18 protein-coding genes and 1 pseudogene are annotated in these 16601 nt (G+C 62.9%); 13 read left to right on the plus strand and 6 right to left on the minus strand.

Annotation, left to right across the window (positions count from 1 at the left end):
- Positions 1-292 precede the first annotated feature (292 nt).
- The 5 genes and pseudogenes from CO731_RS28510 to CO731_RS00255 form a co-directional block, all read left to right on the plus strand.
- Positions 293-841 carry a hypothetical protein gene (locus tag CO731_RS28510; RefSeq protein WP_159091503.1) on the plus strand — a complete coding sequence of 183 codons (549 nt, stop codon included), beginning with the start codon at positions 293-295 and terminating at the stop codon, positions 839-841.
- Positions 842-896: 55 nt separating this feature from the next.
- Entirely contained in the window at positions 897-1361 is a 465-nt protein-coding gene (locus CO731_RS00245; RefSeq protein ID WP_245439552.1) for a hypothetical protein, read from the plus strand.
- A gap of 215 nt (positions 1362-1576) precedes the next feature.
- Entirely contained in the window at positions 1577-2275 is a 699-nt protein-coding gene (locus CO731_RS28515; RefSeq protein ID WP_159091504.1) for a hypothetical protein, read from the plus strand.
- Positions 2268-2822, plus strand: a complete 555-nt coding sequence (locus CO731_RS00250; RefSeq protein WP_159091505.1) for a TIGR02391 family protein — start codon at positions 2268-2270, stop codon at positions 2820-2822. Before CO731_RS28515 ends, CO731_RS00250 begins: the two co-directional genes overlap by 8 nt.
- Positions 2823-3216: 394 nt before the next feature.
- Positions 3217-3495: pseudogene (locus CO731_RS00255) on the plus strand (GIY-YIG nuclease family protein); the annotation flags it as partial.
- A gap of 150 nt (positions 3496-3645) precedes the next feature.
- Here CO731_RS00255 and lepA read toward each other — a convergent pair.
- Entirely contained in the window at positions 3646-5454 is a 1809-nt protein-coding gene (lepA, locus tag CO731_RS00260; protein WP_108605425.1) for a translation elongation factor 4, read from the minus strand.
- Between the two features lie 210 nt (positions 5455-5664).
- Here lepA and CO731_RS00265 point away from each other — a divergent pair, with 210 nt between their 5' ends.
- A complete protein-coding gene (locus tag CO731_RS00265) occupies positions 5665-6252 on the plus strand; it encodes a hypothetical protein (protein WP_108605426.1) in 588 nt (195 codons plus the stop codon).
- Positions 6253-6259: 7 nt separating this feature from the next.
- The gene (locus CO731_RS00270; protein ID WP_108605427.1) at positions 6260-7177 is read left to right on the plus strand and encodes a trypsin-like peptidase domain-containing protein; all 918 of its coding nucleotides are present in this window, start codon (positions 6260-6262) and stop codon (positions 7175-7177) included.
- On the opposite strand, the gene CO731_RS00275 is transcribed toward CO731_RS00270, so the two are convergent.
- Positions 7151-7837 (minus strand): TetR/AcrR family transcriptional regulator, encoded by a 687-nt coding sequence (locus CO731_RS00275; protein ID WP_108605428.1) that lies wholly within the window; start codon positions 7835-7837, stop codon positions 7151-7153. The two genes, CO731_RS00270 and CO731_RS00275, sit on opposite strands and share 27 nt — an antisense overlap.
- 236 nt (positions 7838-8073) lie before the next feature.
- Here CO731_RS00275 and CO731_RS00280 point away from each other — a divergent pair, with 236 nt between their 5' ends.
- Positions 8074-9015 (plus strand): homocysteine S-methyltransferase family protein, encoded by a 942-nt coding sequence (locus CO731_RS00280; RefSeq protein WP_108605429.1) that lies wholly within the window; start codon positions 8074-8076, stop codon positions 9013-9015.
- 15 nt (positions 9016-9030) lie between these two features.
- Here CO731_RS00280 and CO731_RS00285 read toward each other — a convergent pair whose 3' ends face one another.
- Together CO731_RS00285 and CO731_RS00290 are read right to left on the minus strand one after the other, a co-directional pair.
- Complete coding sequence (locus CO731_RS00285; RefSeq protein WP_245439554.1) at positions 9031-9351, minus strand: hypothetical protein; 321 nt, start codon at positions 9349-9351, stop codon at positions 9031-9033.
- 51 nt (positions 9352-9402) lie between these two features.
- The gene (locus tag CO731_RS00290; protein WP_108605431.1) at positions 9403-9717 is read right to left on the minus strand and encodes a hypothetical protein; all 315 of its coding nucleotides are present in this window, start codon (positions 9715-9717) and stop codon (positions 9403-9405) included.
- 272 nt (positions 9718-9989) lie between these two features.
- Between CO731_RS00290 and CO731_RS00295 the strand changes: the two genes are divergently transcribed.
- Positions 9990-10586: a GNAT family N-acetyltransferase gene (locus tag CO731_RS00295; RefSeq protein ID WP_108605432.1), complete on the plus strand. Its 597-nt coding sequence runs from the start codon at positions 9990-9992 to the stop codon at positions 10584-10586.
- Between the two features lie 29 nt (positions 10587-10615).
- The gene (locus CO731_RS00300; protein ID WP_159091506.1) at positions 10616-11365 is read left to right on the plus strand and encodes a hypothetical protein; all 750 of its coding nucleotides are present in this window, start codon (positions 10616-10618) and stop codon (positions 11363-11365) included.
- Between the two features lie 436 nt (positions 11366-11801).
- Here CO731_RS00300 and CO731_RS00305 read toward each other — a convergent pair whose 3' ends face one another.
- A complete protein-coding gene (locus CO731_RS00305; RefSeq protein ID WP_108605434.1) occupies positions 11802-12092 on the minus strand; it encodes a GIY-YIG nuclease family protein in 291 nt (96 codons plus the stop codon).
- A gap of 490 nt (positions 12093-12582) precedes the next feature.
- On the opposite strand from CO731_RS00305, the gene CO731_RS00310 reads away from it, so the two are divergent.
- Together CO731_RS00310 and CO731_RS00315 are read left to right on the plus strand one after the other, a co-directional pair.
- On the plus strand, positions 12583-12891 hold the full coding sequence (locus CO731_RS00310) for a hypothetical protein (RefSeq protein ID WP_108679395.1): 309 nt from the start codon (positions 12583-12585) through the stop codon (positions 12889-12891).
- Between the two features lie 165 nt (positions 12892-13056).
- Positions 13057-13395 (plus strand): hypothetical protein, encoded by a 339-nt coding sequence (locus CO731_RS00315; RefSeq protein ID WP_108605436.1) that lies wholly within the window; start codon positions 13057-13059, stop codon positions 13393-13395.
- A 248-nt stretch (positions 13396-13643) separates the two neighbouring features.
- Here the strand turns inward: CO731_RS00315 and CO731_RS00320 are convergent, their stop codons facing one another.
- The gene (locus tag CO731_RS00320) at positions 13644-15629 is read right to left on the minus strand and encodes a PhoX family phosphatase (protein WP_108605437.1); all 1986 of its coding nucleotides are present in this window, start codon (positions 15627-15629) and stop codon (positions 13644-13646) included.
- 249 nt (positions 15630-15878) lie between these two features.
- Between CO731_RS00320 and CO731_RS00325 the strand changes: the two genes are divergently transcribed.
- On the plus strand, positions 15879-16565 hold the full coding sequence (locus CO731_RS00325) for a phosphatase PAP2 family protein (protein WP_108605438.1): 687 nt from the start codon (positions 15879-15881) through the stop codon (positions 16563-16565).
- The last annotated feature ends 36 nt before the right edge of the window (positions 16566-16601 follow it).

The raw sequence follows: 16601 nt of genomic DNA on the forward strand, positions 1-16601 counted from the left end.
GAACCTCCCCGGGCGGCGGGCTACGCTGGCCCGTCGCCGGAGGCGCCGGCCCCCGCCCACGCAATCACCGTCATGACCGGTGTTCCCGCGGCAGGGACGGGATGGATTGTACGGGAGGTCTTTGGGGGTGGAGAAAGAGCTGTGGGTATCCACGGGGTTTGGTGACATGGGGTGACGTCGTGCAACCGCTGGAGTGTCCTGCACGGCTGCGGCAGTTTCGATGTCACGGCATGGATCCCCGGGTCTCCGCACGTCGCTTCGCTCCTGCTCCGCCCGAGGATGACGAGCGTGTTTGGCTGCTCTCGCCAATCGCCAACGCCGGCGCAAAATCCAGGCGTTCGCGCTCGTGAAAATGAGCAGTTTTACCGGTTCCGGCCCGCTGGTTCCGGGCAATCTGCCAACTCCGGCGTTGGCGATTAGCCGCGAGCAACATGCCTTCGTCATCCTCGGGCGGAGCAGGAGCGAAGCGACGTGCGGAGACCCGGGGATCCATGCCGTGACGCTGGAAGGCAGCAGCGGTGCAGAACTCAAATCGAAAAAAATTCAAAACCGTGGAGAAGTTTTCCCCGCTCAGCCGCGCGAAATCTGCTCGTCCTGCTCGACCGTCAGCGGCTTGACCCCATCCGGCAACGGCTCGACGGCCGGCTGCACGGCGGCGGGCGGTGCGGCCACGGGCGCCGGCGGCACCGGCGCGCGGGCAGCGCAGGCGGAGAGGGTTGCCAGGGCAAGGAGGGCGGCGAGCAATTTCATGGTGCGGGCGTTAGGCGGTAGGTGTGGCGGGATCGCGGCGGCAGATGAGCCCGGGGTGCCGCCTAGGTCAAGCCACCCTGACATCTCCTGACAGCAGCCTGTCAGGAGGGGTCGGCTATTCTCCTGATAACCCTAGGGAGGATGGCATGAGCGGCTTTGACGATTTCGATTTCCTGATCGGCGACTGGACGGTGACCAACGAACGCCTGCGCGAGCGGCTGGTGGGCTCGGACGAATGGGAGACGTTTACGGCGTTCTCGCACATCGAAAAGGTGATGCGGGCGCCCGACGGCACCTTTGGCGGCAATCTCGACCAGATGGCGGTGCCCGAGCGCGGTTTCACCGGCATGACGCTCAGGCTCTACGATCCCGGGACAGGGCTATGGTCGATCTACTGGTCCGACACCAAAAGTTTTCGGCTGTTTCCGCCGATGGTGGGGCGGTTCGTGGACGGACGCGGCGCGTTCTATGGCGATGATGTCGAGGGTGGTGTGCCGGTGCGCGTGCGGTTTCTCTGGACGCCGGGGGAAAGCCCGCGCTGGGAACAGGCGATGTCGGTGGATGATGGGGAGACGTGGGAGGTGAACTGGGTGATGCGGTTTGGAAGGTGAGGACGCTTTCGCCCTGTGGGACAGGGTAGCTCGAAGGGGCGCGTTAGCGGGTCTGTAGAAAGTGCCTTACTTGCTAGGTCCGATCAGTACTGATGGTCGATCTTCATCAGATATCGTTCATCTTGACATAGTCAATTATATTAATTGCAATTCTGTGCGGTATTTGACAATTATTTCCTTCGTGAGATGCTCACATGTAATTTGGAGCGACTCACATGGCAGAGAAGAACAAATACCCTCAAATACCCAGCACTGTGTGGTGGGGTACTCGTGCTGTCATCAACAAGACTCCCAGCGCAACGATTGACGAGCGCCTTTTAGCTGTTCAATTGGGCGTACAAGAAGTAGCAGCACGCCAGTATATTTCTGAACTTAAATCAGTGGGAATTCTGAGCGATGAAAATAAGGCAACGGCACTAGCGCTCAAATGGCGTTTAGAAGACGGTTACGCCGAAGCGGTCAACCAGCTTCTTGAGAGAAACTACCCTGAGGGCCTACTTCATGTGGCACCTCCACGAGATGCGGACAGACAGAAGGTCGTCAGGTGGTTTCAGCAGGAAGGCCTCGGACAAGGCGCAGCGGGCAACAAAGCGGCAACCTATCTCCTCATCGGCAGCAGTTCTCCAAATGAAGCACCGGGCCGTACCAACGGAGGCAGAGCAAGAGAAGAAGCGGCGAGTCGCCCACAAAGGAAAGGCACGGGTGACGAGAAAGCCTTCGCTGCATCAGTAGGCTCGACCAACGTCAAAACTCGCGGAAGAGATTCCGCCACGTCAAGAAATCAAAATAACCCAGACGCTATCCCTTTGAATATTAATGTGCAAATCCACATAAGCGCGGACGCTGGTACAGAACAAATCGAATCTATATTCGCTGCAATGAGACGCTACCTCTATGACAAACCGAGTGATTGAGTCTCTTAAGAAGCTTCAAGAGCATATTCTTGAAGTTGGATTAGCTCGATCAGTTCTCGCTTTGCCTGCACCGCGAATGCTTTCTCTCGCCTCGCCAACAAGCGGGGAATCCGGTATTGCAAACGTCTTTACATTGACAATTACAGAACCCGAGATCTCGATAGTTTCACGAGATTTATTTGCATCAGGTCATTATTCTTTAGCCGTCCAGGAAGCTTACAAGGCACTAGACAAGTACGTTAGCGATAGGACCGGCACATTTAAGCTTTCCGGGACCCAATTGATGGAACAGGTTTTCAGCCCGAATTCGCCTGTTCTTTATTGGTCCGCTCGACAGTCTTCTTCGGAGCAAGACGAACAAAAAGGCTATCATCGACTATACTCAGGGGCGATGCTAGGTATTCGGAACCCAGTTACGCATGAATTCAACTGGGTAGATGAACCGGAAATTGCGATCGAACTACTGGTTTTCGCCCAACATCTTTTGCGCAAAGCGAAATCTGCGCAATTTGACGAAGGCATCAGATCAACGTCAAATACGGAATAGCAAGATCCACACCATTGCGAGGTGAATACATTTTAGCATTATGAGGGCGCTGGGCGCGCTAGATTCTTGGCGCAAAATCCGATGGTTCGACAGGCTCACCATGAGGGATTTTGGTAGGTCGAGCCAAGTTCGGCGGTGGTGCAAGGGTAGCAGGTTCAGTCCGAACCAGATTGACCAGAGGCGGACACGCTTCAGTAGCCCTCATGGTGAGCCTGTCGAACCACGAGGACGCCAAGCGCAGATCTCCACTTGTCCCAAAACCCTTCCACCGTTTGACAAGCTCACAGCTCACCGTGAGGGTTTTGGGGGGGAGCGCGATCAAATCATCCTTCGACAGGCTCAGGATGAGGGTCTGCGCTGGGGACTGCGCTGTATTTTGGGGGAGACTGTTGGCATGGAAGTCATCGTCTACATCCTGCGATGCTCGGATGGGTCCTATTACACCGGCCTGACCAAGCAGGAGATCGAGGCGCGGGTTTGGGAGCACAACGAGGGCATCTACGACGGCTATACGCGCAAGCGGCGGCCGGTGGAGTTGGTGTTCACCGAGACATATGACCGGATCGTCGAGGCAATCGAGCGCGAACGGCAGATCAAGGGCTGGAGCCGGGCGAAGAAGGAAGCGCTGATCGCGCTGGCGTATGAGAGGTTGCCGGAGTTGGCCAAGAACCGGCAGGGAACCGCGTTCACGCCTTGGTGGAAGCGCGTGGACGAAGACGACGGCCCAAAATCCGATGGTTCGACAGGCTCACCATGAGGGTTTTGGGCGAGCCCCGTCATCCCCTTCGACAAGCTCAGGAGGGGGAGAAGTAAAAAGAGAGCGTCAGTTGTCGCCCATCTTGAGCGCCTGGATAAAGGCTTCCTGGGGGATGTCGACCTTGCCGAACTGGCGCATGCGCTTCTTGCCCTCTTTCTGCTTCTCGAGCAGCTTGCGCTTGCGGGTGACGTCGCCGCCGTAGCACTTGGCGGTGACGTCCTTGCGCAGTGCCGAGATGGTCTCGCGGGCGATGACCTTGCCGCCGATGGCGGCCTGGACCGGGATCTTGAACATGTGCTGCGGGATCAGCTCCTTCAGCTTCTCGACCATGACGCGGCCGCGCTTTTCGGCCGCCGTGCGGTGGACAAGCATCGAGAGCGCGTCGACCGGCTCCTCGTTGACCAGGATCGACATCTTGACGAGGTCGCCTTCCTTGTAGTCGGTGAGGTGGTAGTCGAAGGAGGCGTAGCCCTTGGAGATCGACTTCAGCCGGTCGTAGAAGTCGAACACGACCTCGTTGAGCGGAAGGTCGTAGACCAGCATGGCGCGCTTGCCGACATAGGAGAGGTCGGCCTGGATGCCGCGGCGTTCCTGGCAGAGCTTCAGGATCGAGCCGAGATAGTCGTCGGGGGTGAGGATGGTGGCGCGGATCCACGGCTCCTCGATCGCGGCGATCTTGACCACGTCGGGCATGTCGGCGGGGTTGTGCAGTTCCTTGGTCGAACCGTCGTTGAGGTTCATGCGATAGACGACGCTAGGGGCGGTGGCGATGAGGTCGAGGTTGAACTCGCGCTCGAGCCGCTCCTGGATGATCTCGAGATGGAGCAGGCCGAGGAAGCCGCAGCGGAAGCCGAAGCCGAGCGCCGCCGAGGTTTCCATTTCAAAGGAGAAGCTGGCGTCGTTGAGGCGCAGCTTGCCCATGGCGGCGCGCAGGTCCTCGAAGTCGGCGGCATCGACCGGGAACAGGCCGCAGAACACCACCGGCTGGGCCGGCTTGAAGCCCGGCAGGGCCTTGGCGGTGGGGCGCTTGTCCTCGGTGATGGTGTCGCCGACGCGGGTGTCGGCCACTTCCTTGATCGAGCCGGTGAAGAAGCCGAACTCGCCGGGGCCGAGCTCGTCGACCTGGATCATCTTGGGGGTGAAGACGCCGGTGCGCTCGACCAGATACTTGGCGTTGGTCTCCATCATGCGGATGGTCTGGCCCTTCTTGAGCTTGCCATCGATGATGCGGACGAGAACTATGACGCCGAGATAGGTGTCGTACCAGCTGTCGACCAGCATTGCCTTGAGCGGCGCGTCGATGTCGCCCTCGCGCGGCGGCGGCAGCTGGGTGACGATCGCCTCCAGCACGTCGGGGATGCCGAGGCCGGTCTTGGCCGAGATGTAGACGGCTTGCGAGGCGTCGATGCCGATGACTTCCTCGACCTGCTCCTTGATGCGCTCGGGCTCGGCGGCGGCCAGGTCGATCTTGTTGAGGACCACGACGATCTCGTGGTTGTTGTCGATGGCCTGGTAGACGTTGGCGAGCGTCTGCGCCTCGACGCCCTGGCTGGCGTCGACGACGAGCAGCGAGCCCTCGCAGGCCGACAGCGAACGCGAGACCTCATAGGCGAAGTCGACGTGGCCGGGCGTGTCGATCAGGTTGAGGATGTAGTCCTCGCCATTGTTGGCGCGGTAGTTGAGGCGAACGGTCTGGGCCTTGATGGTGATGCCGCGCTCGCGCTCGATGTCCATGTTGTCGAGGACCTGCTCGGTCATCTCGCGCAGTTCCAGCCCGCCGGTGGACTGGATCAGCCGGTCGGCAAGCGTCGACTTGCCGTGGTCGATATGGGCAACGATGGAGAAATTGCGGATGTGGTCGAGCGGTGTGGTCATGCGCCGCGCTTTAGCAGGGGCGGCAAGGCTTAACAAGCGCGGCTTTGCACGCTGCGGGACGGGCAATGCGCCTGCCGCCGGGCGCGGAGGCCCGGGTTGATTTCGTCTTTTGGTTGTATCTATTTTTATGTGCAATTTTAGATTGACTTTCGGGCCGGTAATCACCAGCATGAGGCGAGGTCGAAGCGCCAACGTGAATCGGGGGATTTCATGGTCAGGCCGGCACTTTCCCGCATGCTGCTTTCGCTGTCCGTCGTCCTGGCCGCCGGGCTTACGGGCTGCGCCTATGTCACCGCGGTGCCGGTCAAGCCGGGCTCGAAGGTCAGCGGCATCCGCATCTACGACGTCAAGCCGATCCTGGTGGTCAACGGCGCCGCGGCGGCGATCCACATCGTGCCGAACTACAACCGGGCCTATGCGCTGCAGTTCGGCGCCTTCCTGGCCAAGAACGACTTCACGGCGACGATGACCAACGGCGTGCTTAGCGAGGTCCATGCCAACATGGATTCGACCGAGTTCATCAGCTTCCTGAAAGAACTGCTCAAGACGGTGGGGGCGAAGGGGCTTTCCGGCGAGGTCCAGCGGGCGCCAAATGGCGGGATCCAGGACCGCTTCCAGGTGTTCGACTTCGTGTTCGACCATGACGGCAACCTGGTGGCGCTCAGGCCGCTGATCAGCCAGCCCGACCTTTTGCACGTCAAGACGACGCAGGTGGTGCGCAACGTCGTGGAGGCACCTGTGGTCGCCGAGCAGCCGGACGCGGGCGGGATCACGCCGGGACCGCTCGGGGCGAGGTGAGCGGGCGATGACCGCAGAAATCGTCGAGCATCCCGAATATGCGACGGTTTGCCGGACCATCGATGCGGACCACGACCACCTCGTCGCGCACTACCAGGCGCATCACCTCGGCGTGTCCAAAAAATACCGCGGCGGCGAGAAGCTGGCTGCGACCTGCGTGACGTTCTACGTGATGAGGAAGGGCGCGCAACATGCCCGGCACCTGGTGCCGCCTTTTCTCGACCTCGCCTACAAGGAGGGGTCGCACCCGCGCCGGATCGCCACCGATGTCTGCGAGATCCTGGAGCAGCCGGTCGCCCTGTCGATCCGCGGCGGCAACGCTGTCTTCGGCGCGGACGGCGAACCCGGCACGGTGGGACTGGTGTTCAGGCAGGGCGACAGGGATTTTCTCGTCACCAATGCCCATGTGGTCACCGATCCCGGCGTGCTGCCCGGCCCAGTGACGGTGCGCGTGCCGCATTCGGCCGTCGAGATCGAGGGCATCGTGCGGCGCATGGACGACCTCGGCGCCGCCGAGATCCGCAGCGACGCAGCCCTTGTCGAGGTAGCGCTGAACGCCGTGGCGCCGGGACGATTCCGCGGCACCGACCTCATTCTCGTCGGCTATGGCGAGATCGCCAACAACGACCCGCGGCGCTTCTTCTTCGTCTCCAAGGAATTCGTGCACGAGGCCCGATGGGCGGCATGGGTGCCGGGCGGAGCGCAGATCACCGTCGACGGTCACGACAAGATCTATGCCAGCTTCCACAAGCTCAGCGTGATCGTCGGCCAGGCGAGCCCAGGCAATTCGGGCGCAGTGGTTTTCTGCCTGTCCAAATCGGGGCTGGTCGCGGTCGGCCTGCTGTTCGGCGGCGCGCTGGCGATCAACGAGATCTGGGTCTTCCCGATCAGGCGCTGCCTAAAGCAGATGGGGGTCGACGTGTGATGAGGCGCTGTGGGAGGCTGGGGCAGCGCCCTGCCCAGCACGCGCGGCGGGTTCGGCTGAGAACAGCATCTTGACGAAGCTGCGGAAGGCCAGCACCTGGTGCTCGAGCCGGCGCGGGTCGGCCATCAGCTTGGACATGATGATGCCGCCGTCGACGATGCAGGACATCATGTCGGCGACGGTGTCGAGATCGACAGCCTCGCGCGGCGGATGCTGGGCGGCGATCTCGTCGAGCGTGGCGCGGAAACGCACGTTCCAGCCCTGCACCGAATTGACCGCGATGGCGCGGACCTCGCGGTCGAACATGCGCTCCTGGTAGCAGACCGAGGCGATGAGGCAGCCGGGGTGGCCGTGGGGCAGATCGGCCATGACCTCGGCGAGCAGCTTGAGGCCGATGAGGAAGGCCTGGAGCGGGTCGTCGGAAAGCTGGCGACCGCGGCCGAAAACGTCGTCGAAGACCCGGTTGTTGGCCTCGACGTAGCGCAGCAGCATGGCGCGGGCGAGCTCGTTCTTGTCCTTGAAGTGGTAGAAGAAGCCGCTCTTGGTGATGCCGGCCTCGGCGATGACCTCGTCGATCGAGGTGGCGCCAAAACCCTTGGCGAGCACCGACATCTCGGCGATCGCGAGTATCCGCTCACGGGTTTCCAGGCCCTTGCCCATATCCGATCCGAGAAAACGCTGTACCTGCGGTACGGTTTTTGACTCCGCGACAATATCACCGATGACGCATATGCCGCCACATGGTTGGCCAAGCCATTGAGGTGCCGACGTAATTCGCGTTTCCGCGACCACCGCACCGCAAGGTTTCTAGTTCCGAACCGACGGTTGAGGCAAAAACGGCATTCCCGATGCCGGGCCGTGCGGCAGGACGGGAACCGTTGATATCGGAGACCCACATGGCCAAGTACCGCAACGACCTGCCGCAGATGAAGGGCGGCCTGTTCCTCAGCGACGGCGGCATGGAAACGACGCTGATCTTCCATGACGGCGTCGAACTGCCGCATTTCGCCTCCTTCGTGCTGCTCGACACCGCCGAGGGCCGGCAGCGCCTGAAGGGCTACTACGAGCGATATCTCGACATCGCCCGCCGGCGCGGCACCGGCTTCGTGCTCGACAGCGCGACGTGGCGCGCCAACCCCGACTGGGGCGAGAAGCTGGGCTACGGGGCCGACGCGCTGAAGGCCATCAATGTCGGCTCGATCCGCCTGCTCGAGGAATTGCGCGACAAATGGGAGGCGCCGGAGACGCCGCTGGTGGTGAGCGGCGCCATCGGCCCGCGCGGCGACGGCTACAAGGCCGGCAACATGGATGCGCAAGAGGCCGAAGCCTATCACGCGGCCCAGATCGCCAGCTTTGCGGAGGCGGGCGCCGACATGGTGGCGGCCTATACGCTGACCAACATCAACGAGGCGATCGGCATCGCCCGCGCCGCGAAAGGGCTGGGCATGCCGTGCATGATCTCGTTCACGGTGGAGACCGACGGCAGGCTGGTGACGGGAAAGACGCTGAAGGAAGCCATCGAGACGACCGACCGCGCGACCGGCACCTATCCGCTCTACTACATGATCAACTGCGCCCACCCGAGCCATTTTGCCCAGGCACTTGCCGCAGGCGAAGCATGGCTGGAACGGGTAGCCGGCGTGAAGGCCAACGCCTCGACCAAGAGCCATGCGGAGCTGGATGAATCCGAGACGCTGGATGCCGGCGATCCTGCCGATCTCGGCCGCCGCTACGGCGCGCTGACGCGGTCGTTCCCGACGATGCGCATCCTTGGCGGCTGCTGCGGCACCGACCATCGCCACGTCGCGGCGATCTGCGAGGCATGCCTGCCGGCCTGAAGACGGCTGCCGCGGTCAGGCCGTTCCGGCAATCGCCATCGAGCGGAGATCGCGGCCCTTGCGGCGGGTGCAAGCCGCCAGCAGCGCCGAGCAGAGGACGTCGACATCGGTGCCCTCACGCGGGCACCAGCCACAGGGGCAGGCCGCCGGACCGGAATGGGCGTCGGCGGTCTCGCGGTAGATCGAGCCCACCGCCTGGGCGGCGAGCCGCATGACGACCATCGGCGGCAGGCCGGTCTTGCGCATCACTTCGCAGAACTCGTTCATGATGGTGGCGCGGATGTGCGCCTGCGCTTCCTCGTGCCGACGCTCGTTCTCGCTCAGATGTGCCAACAAGAAATTCTCCAGATCAAAACTCGTGCGCCCGCATCGGGGCGCCTTGTGGATTCATCGGCCGGGGACGACCGTCGAGGCCGCAAGCCGCAGTGCCTCGCGCGCCGTTTCGAGCTGACGCATCGCCTCGAAGAGCGCTTCCCTGTCGCGCCGATGGATATCGAGGGCGGCGACGAACAAGGTGCTTTCGCCGACCTCGGGTTGCGGCAGCGCGTTGAGCCGGCCGAGGCTGTCGTTGGCGGCGCGCCGAGCGCTGTCGACCTGCAATTTCAAAGCCTCGACACGACCGAAATGCGAGAGGTAGCGGCCAATGTCTGCGTCATGGCTGCTCGCCTCGGAAAATCCAGCGCTGGGAGCGACATGCATCATCGGTCTGCCTCCTTCGTTCGTTCGCGACCATGACCGCGTCGAATGGTGCACGGTCATGGCAAGCCTAACCCGCCACCTGGAATGAGCCAATACAAAACTGGACTAAAAATATCAAGTTTAAAAACATGGCGTTCCAGCATGCGCTGCCGGGGCAGAGCCGACGTTCCCGCCCTGCCCTGGGCAGCAGCCGACAGCGGCGGTTGACTGGGGCGGCGACGCGCGCTCCTATATGGACCGCAGCCCTGGGGCGGCTGCAGAGTGGAGGAGCGGTCATGGCCGAGAAGGCTGCTTACAGTGACGAAGGCTTGACCGCCGAGGCCCGCCCCGCCACCAAGGACGACGCGGGCATCCTGGCGCAACTGGTCAATATGGCCGGCGACGGCCTGCCGCTGTATCTCTGGACCAAGATGGCGGAAGGCGGCGATCCCTGGGAAGTGGGGCGCCAGCGGGCGCAGCGCGAAGAGGGCAGCTTCTCTTACCGCAACGCCGTCGTCCTGGAGCACGGCAAGGTGCTGGCCTGCCTGATCGGCTATCCGATCGTACCCTCGCTGCCGGATCCCGACACGCCGGCCATGTTCGTGCCGTTCAACATGCTCGAGGCCCTGGCCACCGGCAGCTGGTACGTCAACGTCATGGCGACGTTGCCCGAGGCGCGCGGGCGCGGCTTCGGCTCGCGGCTGCTGGCGATGGCCGACGCGATTGCCGAGGCCACCGGCTGCACGGGCACCAGCCTCATCGTTTCGGACGCCAACGCCACCGCCCGTCATCTCTATGAGAGCTCCAGATACCGCGAGATCGCTTCCGAGCCGATGATCAAGGAGGGCTGGACCGGCGCGGGCGAGAACTGGGTGCTGATGGTGAAGCCGTGAGGCGCGCGACCGCGTCCGAGGTTTCCCAAGTGAAATTCTGCGAATATACCGCGATGGGCTATGACGCGGCGCGCCGGAGCTTCGTTTCAGGCGAGGCCCTGACCTTCGACGATGCCTACCGTCTCGCCCATCTGCCGCTGGTGGTGCCGGGCCATCCCGAGATCATCGCCGGCAAGGACGGGACCGACTATCTCAACGGAAGATACGAGATGCCACGGCACTCGCTGGTCGTGCCAATCGATGCCGGGGAACTGGGCAGATCCGAAGCTTTCCAGCTGTTCGAGGCAGAGCTTCGTTCGTTTTCGTTGAGCGACAAGATCGCCTGGCAGGTCGGCCGCCAGCGCGCCGGCAAGCTGCATGCGACCATCGTTGGCGGCCTTTCCGAGCCGGATATCGCGCGCTATGCCGACGCCGCCGCCAGCGCACTCGAACGGTTGGGCGCAGTCTCCCTGCGCATCGGCGGACCGTTCCTGGGCAGGATCAACACCGGCCGGATCTATCTACCGGTCTATCCGGAATGCCGCGACGGCAGCGACGTGTTCGCGCTGATCCAGAACGCGTGTGGCGCACCGCAGACCCGGTTCTATGTGATCGGCTATTATCATTTCGCAGCAGTGCTGACGGTTGCGGAGACGGCGGACCTGGCCAGGCTGGCGGAGCGGTGGCGCCAGCGCACGCTGGCCGAGTTGCCGATGAGGTCACTCACCATCCAGGCGACCAATGACGACCTGGCGCTTTCCGCGCGGATCATCGCGACGATCCCGGTGGGAGGGGGCTAGGCAGCTGACGCCTGGTTTGATCCCGTGGCTCTGCTGATATCGCGCAACACGAGGTCCGGACGGCTGGGGGTATCGTGCGAAAGTGCTGGCAGGGAATGCGGCCGTACGTTCTGGGCCACCGTGCCCGTCACTGATGTCACGGCATGGATTCCCGACACTCTCCGCTCGTTTCACTCGCTCACGAGGTCGGGAATGACGGATTTCGGGTGTCGTCTCGGCCAATCGTCAACGTTGGGACGTGGCTCAACGCCGAGTCTGCCAGCCAATTGGATTGGAAATTTGCGGAAGCACTCCCCACCTCCGTCATTCCCGACCTCGTAAGCGAGTGAATACGAGCGGAAAGTGTCGGGAACCCATGCCGTGACCGAGACGAGATCGGCACGGTCCAGAACAAGTGGCACAACTATGTGTTTTCGGCAGGCTCCCGGGTGCCGCCTCACATCAACTGCCAGGAGATGTCCCGCCACTCTGGACTACGCTCTTCGATCAGTTTGACCTTCCACGCTCGCGGCCATTTCTTCATCGCTTTCTCGCGGGCAATCGCATCGACAACCAGATCGTATTCGTCGAACCAGACAAGCCGTATCGCGCCATAGCGGGCTGCAAACCTGGAGCCGGTTCCGGTCTGGTGCTGGAGCAGGCGAGCGGCAAGATCGGATGTCACGCCGATGTACAGCGTGCCGTTCTTCTGCGCGGCGAGGATGTAGACGTACCCCTTCCGTCCCATGATGGGAGCTTAGCGGGAGGCCGATAAGAAGCCAAACCTTGCGCCGCCTTTGATCTCGCCCGATGTCACGGCATGGATTCCCGACACTCTCCGCTCGTTTCACTCGCTCACGAGGTCGGGAATGACGGATTTCGGGTGTCGTCTCGGCCAATCGTCAACGTTGTGACGTGGCCAAACACCGAGTCTGCCAGCCAATCGGGTTGGAAATTTGCGGAAGCACCCCGCCTCCGTCGTTCCCGACCTCGTGAGCGAGTGAAACGAGCGGAGAGTGTCGGGAATCCATGCCGTGACCATGACGAGATCAAAGGCGGTGCAGGATTTGGTCTGCCGACATCGGCGTCTGACGCTCCGCCCCGAAACACAAGCCAACGCCTGACACCGGAATCCGCGCGATCATTTTTTCCATCTGCGCGTGAACCTTCCTCTCCCGCCGGGACACACATGATCGTGGCGGCCAGCGAGCCGCAAGTGTCCCAGAGGAGAACCTGACATGAGCATGACCAACACCATCATCCGCTCGTCGATGATCGCGACGCTGGCCCTTTCGATATCGGCCTTTGCCGGTGCGGCCTCGGCCGCACAGCTCAAGGCGCGCGTGCCGGCCCCGCCGCCGCACCAACTCGGGCTCAAGGCGCCGGGCGGCGGCGGACAGGCCGAGGGCCATGTCGAGACGTGCAACAACAAGGCGTCGTGCAACCTGATGATCGCCTATTGCGCCGGCCACGGCGGCGACTGGGAGGAAACCGGCACGCCGGGCCCGCAGGGTGAACCGCAGAAGGGCAAGTGTACCTATCCCTGATGGAATCAGGGGCTCCCAAGACTTTTGGCCAAGCGCCCTCCCGTCTCCGGACGGGAGGGTTTTTGTGCGCGATGGCGCGATAGCGTTGGAGCGTGTCGCCCACCTGCTTGACGCCGGTGCGGCATTCGGAGCAAATCGCGGACATTCGTGGGAGCTTGCCTGAAAATGTCCGCCATCGGCCTTTCGTTGCTCGGTTTTTCGACCGTCATCTTCCTGATTGCCGCGATGGTGGCCAAGACCTGGGGCATCGAGCCGACCATCGGCAAGCTGGTGGTGACGCTGATCCTCTATTCGCTCGGCAACCTGATCATGCTGCGGCTGGTGCGCGACTTCGGCATGTCGGTGTCGTTCTCGCTGTCGGCGGTGATCCAGCTGATCGCCGTCAACCTGGTCGCCATCGTCTTTTTCGGCGAGAAGCTGAGCGGCATCCAAGGCATCGGCGTCGGGCTCGCGGTCGTGGCGGTGGCACTGATCACGCTTGGGCCGGCACTGGCCGGGAAATAGGGCGTCACCGAAGGAAGACGAAAACCCACCTTCCGTCATTCCTCGTAGGAGATCGAGCGCAGGTCCAAGTCCTGCACCGGTTCTGGTCCGTCACCTTCACGGCATGGATTCCCGACACTCTCCGCTCGCTTCGCTCGCTCACGAGGTCGGGAATGACGGAGGAAGGAGGCGCCGCGTCAGCTACGGCAGCGACCAAGAAAAATGGGGGCAAAGCGACCCCCATTCTCGTTACATCGGTTCGGTCCGTATCAGACGGCGATCTTGCCGCCGCCCTGCCTGGTGATGGCGACGACGGCCGGACGCACCGGCATGTCGGGCTTGAAGTCGGGCCAGCGGGTCGACAGGTCCTCGTAGTAGGACGGACGCCCAAAGCCTTCCCAGTCCTCGCCGCCGTCGCCCGGGTGCTGGACGGCGACGAAGGCGGTCTGGTCGTCGGGCGCAAACAGCGGACCGCACATCTCGGCCCCGACCGGCACGCGGAAGAACAGCTTCGAGGTGGCGCGCGCCTCGCCCTCGGTGTCGACGGCCCAGAGGCCGTCGGTGCGGCCGGTGGCCTTGGGCGAGTTGCCGTCGGTCGAGACCCAGAGGCGGCCGGCGGAATCCACCGCGCAGTTGTCGGGCATGCCGAACCAGCCATTCTCGGTGGTCGAGGTCGAGAACGAGGCGCCGACTTCGGCAATCGCGGGATCGCCGCACTTGAGCAGCACTTCCCACTTGCCCTTGGTGGCGGTGAAGTCGCCGGCGTCCTCGATCAGCTCGATGATGTGGCCGAAGGCGTTTTCGGCGCGCGGGTTGGCGGTGTCGACCTGGTCGGCCTTGCGCTTGGTGTTGTTGGTCAGCATGACATAGACCTTGCCGTTGACGCCGTTGGGCTGGATGTCCTCGGGACGGTCCATCTTGGTGGCGCCGAGCAGGTCGGCGGCGCGGCGCGTCTCGATGACCACGTCGGCCTGGCTGACGAAGCCGTTGTCGGCAGTGAGCGGGCCTTCGCCCTGGACCAGCGGCAGCCATTCGAAGGCACCGTCCTCGGCGAATTTGGCGACGTAGAGCGTGCCGTCGTCGAGCAGGTCGAGATTGGCGGCGCGGTCGTCGGGGTTGAACTTGCCGGCGGTCACGAACTTGTAGACGTAGTCGAAGCGCTCGTCGTCGCCGAGGTAGAAGACGACGCGGCCGTCGCTGGCGACGATGGATTCAGCACCCTCGTGCTTGAAGCGGCCGAGTGCGGTGCGCTTCTTCGGCAGCGAGTTCGGATCGTTGACGTCGACCTCGACGATCCAGCCGAAGCGGTTGGGCTCGTTCGGCTCCTTGGAAACGTCGAAGCGGTCGTAGAACTTGAACCACTCATAGGTGCCTTCCGGCACGCCGAGGCGCTTGTAATTGGCGGCTTCGGGGTGGTCGGCTGGCAGCTCGCCGCCGAAATAGCCGTGGAAGTTTTCCTCGGCCATGATGTAGGTGCCCCAAGGGGTGACGCCGCCGGCGCAGTTGTTCAGCGTGCCGAAGACCTTGGTGCCCGATGCGTCGGCATTGGTCTTGAGGCGGTCGTGGCCGGCAGCCGGTCCGGTCAGCTGCATCTCGGTGGTGGCGGTGATGCGGCGGTTGAGCTTGCCGTCACGGACGACCTGCCACTTGCCTGAAACCTTGCGGATCTCGACGATCGAACCGCCATGCGCGGCGAGTTCGATGTCGACGCGCTTCTGGTCGGCGGGGGCGACCTCGATCTTGCCCTCGACGATCTTGACGATGCCGGGGAACATCAGGTGCTCGTTGGTGTATTCGTGGTTGACGACCAGAAGGCCGTGCTCGGACGAGCCTTCGAGCTCGATGTAGCCGACATAGTCGTTGTTGTAGCCGAACTGCCTGGCCTGGGCTTCCGCCGACTGGTTGAGCGGATCGAATTCGGGCGCATCAGTGAAGATCGGGTCGCCCCAACGCAGCAGCACGTCGGCATCGTAGCCGGCGGCGACATGATGCTTGTCGTCGATGCCAGCCGCGACCTCGTCGAAGTTAAAGGCCGAGCCGCCGGCGGCGCGGGCGTCGTCGGCGAGGATGATGGCGATGGGGCTGACGGTGGCGGCGATGGCCGAAACGGCGAGGGAGCCCTTGAGGAAGCCGCGTCGCGAGAAGCGCTTGGCGATGATGTCGCCCATGGTGCGGTTGTCGGTCGGGTTGTGGCCGGGACCGTCATTGTCCTCGAGCAGGCTGGTGCGGAATTTCTGATCGTAGGGCTGGTTCATGATGTCGACCTCTGGCTGGTGTACGGCTTGGGGTTCGCCGGCACCGCTAATCGGACGAGATAACAGTAGCATGACAGTTTCGCCGAAAGTCGGCCTTGGCTATAGAGCCTGACGGAACAGCGCCTTGTTCAGGCGCGAAGCACCGCGGCATTTTCGTTTCAACGTCTTTTCCCGACGAGGACAGTCTCCCATCTTTCGACGTGCGGAGCCTCACTCCGCAACCAAACGCAGCAGGCAGACGGCAGGACGATGCATCAAAAACTGTGGAACAGGATCGAATTCTCGCTTTTGGCAGCCGGCATCATCATCGCCGGCGGGCTGTGGGGCTTCGTCGAATTGTCCGAGGTGGCGCGCGACGCAGCACCGCACGCCTTCGACACCGACATCCTGCTGTTCTTCCGCGAGGCCGGCAATGCGGCCGACCCTATCGGCCCGTCCTGGCTGGAAGAGGCGATGCGCGACATCACCGCACTCGGCAGCGCATCGGTGCTGATCTACATCACCGCCATCGTCGTCATCTATCTCGGCATGACCAGGCGCTGGGGCCCGGCGCTGTTCGTCTTCGCCTCGGTGGCCGGCGGCCAGGTGCTGTCGAGCCTGCTCAAGCTCGGCATCGACCGCCCCAGGCCCGACCTCGTGCCGCATCTGGCGCAGGTCTATACGATGAGCTTTCCCAGCGGCCACGCGATGCTGTCGGCGGTGACCTACCTGACGCTCGGCGCGCTGCTGGCACGCTTCCTGCCCGGACGGGCGGCGACGATCTTCATCTTCGCCGTGGCCGTGTTGACGACCCTGATGGTCGGTATCAGTCGCGTCTATCTCGGCGTCCACTGGCCGTCGGACGTACTGGCCGGCTGGTGCGCCGGCTTCGCCTGGGCGACGCTATGCTGGCTGGTCAGCCGCTATCTGATGCGCCCGCAAGCCGGCGACGAATGACATATGCTACAGGCATTAATAATGATGCTTGAAACA

The sequence above is a fragment of the Aminobacter sp. MSH1 genome (assembly GCF_003071665.1).
Classification (GTDB): domain Bacteria; phylum Pseudomonadota; class Alphaproteobacteria; order Rhizobiales; family Rhizobiaceae; genus Aminobacter; species Aminobacter niigataensis.